This is a genomic window from Streptomyces europaeiscabiei, from assembly GCF_001550375.1.
Taxonomy (GTDB): Bacteria; Actinomycetota; Actinomycetes; order Streptomycetales; family Streptomycetaceae; genus Streptomyces; species Streptomyces europaeiscabiei.
Map to the genome: position 1 here is coordinate 1 of NZ_LRTR01000545.1, position 6170 is coordinate 6170.

Sequence of the window (6170 nt, forward strand, 5' to 3'; positions counted from 1 at the left end):
CGCCGCCTTCCCCAGCGGTTCGGGGCCGGGCTGTTCGAGGGGGACGCGGCGCAGCGTCTCGCACGCCCGCTGCCGGGCGAGCACGCGGGCGCCCAGCGGTCCGGGCCAGTCGAACGTCCCGTACGGTACGGCCGCCTCGGAACCGGAGAAGTCGGGCGCGACCGCCTCGGAGCCAGGGGAGCCGGGCGCGACCGCCTCGATCAGCTGCCCCGGTGTCGGCCGCTGTCCGGGCTCCTTGGCCAGGCAGGCGGAGAGCAGTGAGGCGAGCTTCGCGTCGGTCGTCGCGATCTCGGCGAGCACGTCCGGGTTGGGCTCCTCGAACGCCACCCGGTGCATGACGTCGACGCCGGTGCCGTCGCCGAACGGGGCGCTGCCGGTCGCCGCGAAGACCAGGGTGCAGGCCAGGGAGAACACGTCCGAGGCCGTGTCGCACTCGCCGGTCCGCAGGTACTCCGGAGACATGTAGGCCGGGGTGCCGACCCGGTTGCCCGTGCCGGTGATCGCGCTCGCGTCGGCGGCCTTCGCGATGCCGAAGTCGATGACGTGCGCGCCCTGGGCGGACAGCAGCACGTTGGACGGCTTCAGGTCCCGGTGCACGATCCCCGCGGCGGAGAGGTCGGCGAGGGCCTGTCCCAGCTCCGCCACCAGCCGCCGGACGGCGACGGCCGGCAGGGGGCCGTCCTCGTCCACGGCCACCGCCAGATCGAGCCCCGGCAGATACTCGGTGGCCATCCACAGCAGTTCGTCCCGGAAGCCCGTGCCGGCCAGGCGCGGCATGTGTGGCGTGCGCACCCGGCTGTGCACCGCCGCCTCCTGCTCGAATCGGCGGCGGAACCGGATGTCCTCCGCGTACTCCGGCCTGATCACCTTCACCGCGACGAGGTCGGGTTTGCCGTCCGCGGGGCGCGCCAGATAGACGCGCCCCATTCCGCCGCTGCCGAGCAGCCCCAACGGCACATAGGGACCGATACGGTCCGGGTCGCCGGGGCGCGGAGGCAGAGCACCTGCCTGTCGCAGCGCCGGAGCCCTGTCCGCCGTCGATGATGGCGGCACCGGCCGCTGGTCTGACACAACACCCCCGAAATGACTTTTGGCGTACGTCAGTTCGCCCCCAAGGATGTTGAGGCTAGCTCAGCGGGGGCGCGCATTCCGGGTTTCGGCCACTTCCCGCCCCCCGAGAGGCTCAGGAGGTCTTGCGGCGCACCTCCGTCGTACCCGAGCCGAGCGGGCCGATCCGCAGCACCGTGCCCGTGAGATCGGTGAACGACTCGACCTTCGCGCTTCCCTCCCCGCGCGGCGTGACCGCCTTCACCCGGTACGCCTTCGGGGCGGCGTCCCCGATCTCCACCTCCAGCACGGCACTTGAGTTCGGCGGCAACGTGACCCGGGTGGTGTGCGTGTCCCCGGAGCGCTGCACCTGGACCGAGACCGGCCCGCGCAGGGAGGGCACCGTACCGTCGACCTCGGTCAGCGACCCGGTCCTGGGCCGGATCCGGAACCCGGCCGCGCCGGGCTCGGTGACCTGCACGCCGAGGATGTGCCGGGCCACGGCGTTGGCCGGCGCGGACGCCCAGGCGTGCGAGAGCGTCATGTTGGACTTGAGCGCGGGGTCCCACGCCTCCGTGACGATGGTCGCCTTGAGCGCGTCCAGCATGTGCAGCCACGAGTTGGTGGCCGTGGAGGTGAGCAGGGCGAGGGCGGCGTCGGAGCGGCCCAGCCGGAACAGCGCGTCGAGCAGGAACTGCGACCCGTACACGCTCACCTTCATGCCGCCCGCCGCCAGGGTGTCGCCCAGCCTGGACAGCACCTTGTCGTCCAGGGCGTCCGCGACACCGAGCGCCACCGGGAAGGCGGTCGCGTGCTGGGCGCTGTGGGTGGTGCCGACGCCGTCGAGGAAGCGTCCGCCCGCACTGTCGAGGAGGGTGGATCGCATCGCGGTGGCGAGGGTGTCGGCCCGGCCGCGCAGGGCGGTCGCGTCGGCGTCCTTGCCGAGGGCCGCGGCGCACCCGGCGAGCGCCTCGAAGGCCGCGTACTGGAAGGCGTTGACGACCGTGTTGACGTTGGTGAACACATAGCCGTCCCGGCTGGCGGCGGGCCAGTCGACGAGATCGCCGAGGTCCTGGCTGGTGCTGCCGGCCGCCTTGCGGACCAGTCCCTGGGAGTCCAGGTACGAGGTGAGGTTCTTCGCGGTCAGCAGGTCGTAGTCCTTGGCGAGCTGCCGGTCGTCGCCCGTGGCGAGATAGTCCTCCCACGCGGAGATCGCGCACATCAGCCGGTACTCGGTGGGCCAGGTGCCCTTGCGGACCAGATAGTCGTTCGACCAGCGGGCCAGGGCGTACGAGCGCTGCACGCCGTACTCGGAGAGCTGGTTGATCAGCGCGTCGCCCTCGTAGGGGCCGCGCTCACGGGTGGGTGTGTCCGTGTAGAGGTCGCCGCGGGTGGCCTCGATGGAGTAGCGGCACAGCTCCCACACCCGGTCCAGGTCGGCGTCGGAGCTGCGGAACGAGGCGTCCGAGTCGTTCCAGTCGAGTTTCCAGGCGCGACCGGTGACGACCGCCTTCGACAGGTCCAGCGTGGTGCGCAGTTCGGCCCAGCGGAAGCCGCGGTAGCCCCAGTGCTCGAAGCGCTGCTCGCCGTCCCGCAGCGTCCACACCTCGCGGTAGGTGTTGGTGGCGCGCAGCTGGTACTTGACCGTGCCGTCCGTGTTCAGCTCCTCGCCGAGCCGCACCTCGACGGTGTCGCCCGCGCCGCCGGTGACCTCCAGGGCCAGCCCGCCGACGATCTCCCGGCCGAGGTCGACCAGCCAGCGGCCGTCGGCGACCTCGGTGACGGAGGCGGGGGTGACGTCGTGCGGCCGTATCGCCTCGATCAGCGCGGGGACGAGACCGTCGATCGCGGTACGGACCACCGGCTTGACCCAGTCGCCGTCGTCGAAGCCGTGCTTCGTCCAGCCCACGGGCTCGCGGCGCAGGTCCCAGTACTCCTGCGGAACGGTGAAGTAGCTGCTGCCCGCACTGCCCTTCGAGGGCAGCAGCCCGGCCTGGCGGCGCGCCCTCCAGCCGTCCCCGGAGGCGACCGTCGACCGGCTGCCGTCCGTGTACGTGATCTCCAGCTGGGCCAGGAACTTCTGCTGCGAGGTGGTCCAGCACAGTGCGGCCAGCGCGTTGGCCTTCCCGTCCGCCCGCAGGGTGGAGGTCACGTCGAAGGCCTGGTAGGCGGTCCCGGCGCCGGAGCGGACGGAGGCGTAGCCGACCGTCGTGCCGTTGCTCCACACCTTCGCGACGTATTGCCGGGCCGGATCGGGCGAGGTGGCCGCCACATAGAGGATCGCCGCCGCTATCTCCTTGCCGGCCTTCGTGTCGTACTCGTGGCGCAGGAGCGCCCATGTGTCGTCGGCCCCGTAGGCGGAGAGCGAGGAGGCACCGGTCGGGAAGGTGAGAACGCCGCCCGAGACCGTGCCGGTGGCGAAGGTGCCCTTGTCGGAGGCGAAGTCGTCGTCGAGGAGGACCGTGCCGTCGGCCGCCGTGAAGGTGACCCGGTCGTAGGTCTGGGACTCGGTGCTGCCGTTGCGCAGGCCGACGTTGCCGGAGGCGTAGCGGCTGTCGGTGGCGGTGTCGACGACGGTGCCGTCGACGGTGGTGGTGAAGGTGGCGCCCGTCATGGTGACGCGCAGGTCGACCCACTCCCCGACGGTGACCGCGAACGGCAGTTTCACCTCGCCGAGCACGGTGTACGTGCCGTTCACGCAGACGTGCTTGCGCAGCACACCGGTGGTGCCCGCGCGCAGCTGCCACATGTAGTTGTTGGCGGTGCTCGTGGCCCGGAACCACAGGCCGGCCGCCACGGCGGTGATCTTCACGCGGACGGTGAAAGTGCCGTCGGTCATCACGGGCCCGGCCGGCACCCAGATCGGCTTCGCCTCCCACTCGTCCTCGACCGAGGTGGCCAGCAGGACGGGCTCCGACCATGCCGAACGCTTGTTGACCCAGCTTCTGACCCGCCACCAGTAGGCCGTACGGGGCTTCAGCGCCGGTCCGCCGTACGGTACGGCCGTGGAGTCGACGGAGTCCTGCTTCCCGGAGTCCCACACCACCTGGTCGTCGTCCTCGAAACCGCCCGGGGTGGCCGCCAGTTGGAGCTGGTAGGCGCGCTGCACGGTGCCCTCGCGGAGGTCCGGCACCTGCCAGCTGAAGCGAGGGTTCTGCCCGGCACCCGTACCGAGTGCCTGCGGCAGCAGATCCGTGAGCATCCCGGTCGGCGCGGGCGTCGCCTCCGCGGCAGCGGCCATGCCCACCGGGCCGGAGGCGGAGAAGGGCCGGGGCCCGGACAGGACGACGGAGGCGGCCGCGATGCCACCGAACTGGAGAAGTCTTCGCCGTGGGAAGTCCTGAGCCATGGTGCACCTTCGGTCGTAGGGGCCGGTTCATGAGAGTCGCATCATGAAAGGTTTCAATGTGATTGCCCGGAGGTTAGGGTTCCGCGCCGAATCCGGTCAATAGGTGGGGCGCAAGTGAATTCCTGAGGAATGAAACGTTTTAACAGGCTGCGTGGTGGTGCTCAGCTGGGCCTTCGCGGGGGGTGGACTCGGCCAAGGGGCGCCCTCCGTGACAGTCACTTCGCCACGTTCGCCTGACGGGTCGGCCTCTCCGGGCGGAGTCTGCCGTTGCGTCGCCGGATGCCGGCCGCCTCCCTCGTGGTGCACGGCGACCGGCACCCCCTCCCGGCCGTCGGCCCCGCCGACGAGATCCTCGCCTTGTGGGACCGCCCCCAGATCACCCGGACCGTCCTCGAAGGCCACTTCGGCCCCCTGGTCCGAACGACGGCGCTGCCCGGTGGCCGAACGCGGCGTCCCGGTGTCACCGGGCTCGGCTAGAGTCTCGCCTCACCTCGGTCGGACGTGCTGACCGGGGCTGCGCGCTGGGGGTACGACACCATGGGGCCCGGAAGAACGGACCTGCCCGGTTACGAGATCGACGACGTCCTGGGACAGGGCGGATTCGCCACGGTGTACCGGGCCCGGCAGCTGGCCGTGGGTCGGGAGGTCGCGCTGAAGGTGGACAGCAGGGTGCTGTCCACACCGCGTGACCGGCAGCGCTTCATGCGCGAGGTCACGGCCGCGGGGCAACTGTCCGGACACCCTCATGTGGTTCCGGTGTACGACGCCGGGGTTCTCACCGACAACCGCCCCTACATGGTGCTGGAGCTGTGCCCCGGCGGCTCCCTGGGCGACCGGCTGCACCGGCAGGGCGCGTTCCCGGCCAAGGAGGCACGCGACATCGGTGTGGGCCTCGCCGACGCGGTGGCCGCCGCCCACGCCGCCGGGGTGCTGCACCGCGACATCAAGCCCGGCAACGTCATGGTCAACCGGTACGGGGGTGTCGCCCTCACCGACTTCGGCCTGGCCGCCATGCCTCAGCCGGGACGAGAACTGTCCGTGACCCGGGAGGCGTTGACCCCCGCGTACGCGCCGCCCGAGGCCTTCCACATGGCGGACCCCACCCCGGCCGGCGACGTGTACTCACTGGCCGCGACCGTCTACGCCCTGCTGTGCGGCCGCCCGCCGCACTACCCGGAGGACGGCACTCAGCTCAGCCTCGCCGAACTGATCGTGCGCCACACCTGGCCGTACGCCGACCTCCCCGGGCTGCCGCCCGCCTTCAACTCGGCGCTCCGGTACGCCCTGGCGGCCGACCCCGCCCACCGTATGTCCGACGCGGGCGCGTTCCGCGACGCCCTCGCCGCCGTCGACCTCGACACCGTGGACCTGCGAGGCGGCGGTGGCGGAGCGGGAGGTGGTGGCGGAGCGGGAGGTGGCGGTGGCTTCGGGCCGGCGCCCGGCATGACGACGATGCCCCCGTACCGGGGTGCCCCGCCCACGACCATGCCGCCGTACGGGGCCGTGCCGCCCACGACCATGCCGCCGTACGGGGACGCGCCGCCGTACGGGGGCGGTACGACCGTGGCCCCCGGGGCGGGCGGTGCGGGCGGAACCACCGTCGTTCCCGGGCCCGGTGGCGACGGCGACGGTGGACGGAAGGGGGCGGCACGGCGTCGGCCGGCGGTGATCGCCGTACTGGCGGCCGTGGCCGTCTCCGTGAGCGTGTCGGTCACCGTGGTGACGTACCAGAACGGCGGCATGGACGACCGTGGCGGGGGCGGCTCCTCCACCA

4 protein-coding genes are annotated in these 6170 nt (G+C 72.0%); 2 read left to right on the top strand and 2 right to left on the bottom strand.

Annotated features, from left to right (window positions below):
- Together AWZ10_RS26790 and AWZ10_RS26795 are read right to left on the bottom strand one after the other, a co-directional pair.
- Positions 1–1071, bottom strand: a 1071-nt coding sequence (locus AWZ10_RS26790) for a serine/threonine-protein kinase (protein ID WP_159058342.1), incomplete at its 3' end; no start/stop codon positions are given.
- Positions 1072–1183: 112 nt separating this feature from the next.
- Entirely contained in the window at positions 1184–4396 is a 3213-nt protein-coding gene (locus AWZ10_RS26795) for a family 78 glycoside hydrolase catalytic domain (protein WP_060892226.1), read from the bottom strand.
- Between the two features lie 279 nt (positions 4397–4675).
- Here AWZ10_RS26795 and AWZ10_RS26800 point away from each other — a divergent pair, with 279 nt between their 5' ends.
- Complete coding sequence (locus AWZ10_RS26800; RefSeq protein WP_060892227.1) at positions 4676–4873, top strand: hypothetical protein; 198 nt, start codon at positions 4676–4678, stop codon at positions 4871–4873.
- A gap of 60 nt (positions 4874–4933) precedes the next feature.
- A partial coding sequence (locus tag AWZ10_RS26805; RefSeq protein WP_060892228.1) for a serine/threonine-protein kinase occupies positions 4934–6170 on the top strand: 1237 nt, incomplete at its 3' end.

Bases quoted from the DNA above. Each gene is read 5' to 3' on its own strand.
- AWZ10_RS26795 (WP_060892226.1), bottom strand. From the start codon at position 4,396: ATGGCTCAGGACTTCCCACGGCGAAGACTTCTCCAGTTCGGTGGCATC.
- AWZ10_RS26800 (WP_060892227.1), top strand. From the start codon at position 4,676: ATGCCGGCCGCCTCCCTCGTGGTGCACGGCGACCGGCACCCCCTCCCG.